This is a genomic window from Gelidibacter pelagius (assembly GCF_017581925.1).
GTDB lineage: Bacteria > Bacteroidota > Bacteroidia > Flavobacteriales > Flavobacteriaceae > Gelidibacter > Gelidibacter pelagius.
The window spans coordinates 1-1,433 of the sequence record NZ_JAGEVG010000056.1; the positions used below are offsets into that span (position 1 = coordinate 1).

1 protein-coding gene is annotated in these 1,433 nt (G+C 40.9%); it reads right to left on the reverse strand.

Features of this window, described 5'->3' with window-relative positions:
- Nucleotides 1–15: 15 nt before the first annotated feature.
- Nucleotides 16–1,329 carry an IS4 family transposase gene (locus tag J4051_RS18790; protein ID WP_208235425.1) on the reverse strand — a complete coding sequence of 438 codons (1,314 nt, stop codon included), beginning with the start codon at nt 1,327–1,329 and terminating at the stop codon, nt 16–18.
- Between the last annotated feature and the right edge of the window lie 104 nt (nt 1,330–1,433).

Consider the following 1,433-nt stretch of genomic DNA (forward strand, 5'->3'; position numbering starts at 1 on the left):
CGCATAGGCGTCAACTTAAGAGATGTTAAAATAGATTGTTTCCATAGCATTTATGCGATCTTTCCTCGATTCATACATCGCATAATATTTTATCTGCTCTAAGATATTGATTTTTTCATTAACTATCATTTGCATGTTCTCCCTGACTATTTCACTTAATTTGATAATGCTGATCGCTATCCCGGCCTTTTCTATTATCTGTTGGGCCTTGTTGAATATGGGTATTACAAGCAGGTTTACCATTAGCAGTACGGAATAGAAGAAGAACTCAGCTCTTTGTCTGTTAATATATCTTTGGGGAATATCATTCTTTATTCTCAGGTTGCCCTTCCAGCTCTTGAACAGGATCTCTATATACCATCTTGCTTTATAGGCCTGGACAATATTTGGTGCCGTCCAAACTTCTTTGGGCACATTTGTAATATAGATGCTGTAGCCCAAAAGGTTCAGGTATTCCTTGGAGTGGTTCGATTTTTTATTCCTATTGCGCTTAGCTTTTCTTCTCCTTTCATTAGCTATGCCATCACTCAATGGAATTGCAACAAACCTGCACTTTACCCTCTTTTCCCTGCCAAGATGGACCTCTATGTCCAACTCTCTCTTGTCTTTCAGACAGGCATCCAGTTTTAATCCTTCGCCGGTAACCGCATCATGGACCAGGATATTGTACTTGAACCTGCTCAAGAAGTAGGCCTGTCCCTTGTCGATCCGGTCAAAGACATCCAGAACAAAATAGCCCAGATCCCTTATGATCAAATCTCCCTCCATCAATGTACCTAAAAATCTATAGGCGTCCTTTTGATCATTGTCCCTGAACGAATCCAGGGCGAAATCGGAAAAACGACCCTTCTTAAAGTTGAAGATCGCCTGGATCTTTGCACATGCCGTGTCACCACGCTTGGAATAGCTGCCCGGGAAAACGTCCGATAGGCAACTTGGCAGGGAAAAATGTGTGGCATCCTGCACATAGACATTATCAAAATGGCAGAATAGCGCACTGTCCATAAACGAACCGTACTTTTGCGCGAACGATCTGTGCAGGAGTGCCCTGATATATGTAACGATCTCCGGTCTTGCCACCCGTTTCCATAGACCTTGCCCACTTATGGTCCTGCCCGTTATCGTGCTGATCTGCATCGCCCAATTATCAAAACTGAAACTTCCCTTTGAGATCAGTTGCCAATGTCCCAGAAGAATATCGGCGATGGTACATTTTCTGTCCTCCCGCTTACTCAGATTTAATTTTTTAGCTAATGACATCGGCTTTAAAAAACCTAATTTTTGCTTAATTTTGAGAACTGGTTGCAGTTGGGTATTATTTCTTTGCATTTTTAAGTGGAATTAATTTATGTAAAGATAAATACTCTTCTGACAATCAGTATTTTAAAATATAATTAGTGCTCTTTTTTAAAAATTAGGTTGACGCTCATGCG

What these genes read in the sequence shown, in the direction of transcription:
- J4051_RS18790 (WP_208235425.1), bottom strand. Translation starts at nt 1,329, where the DNA reads ATGCAAAGAAATAATACCCAACTGCAACCAGTTCTCAAAATTAAGCAA.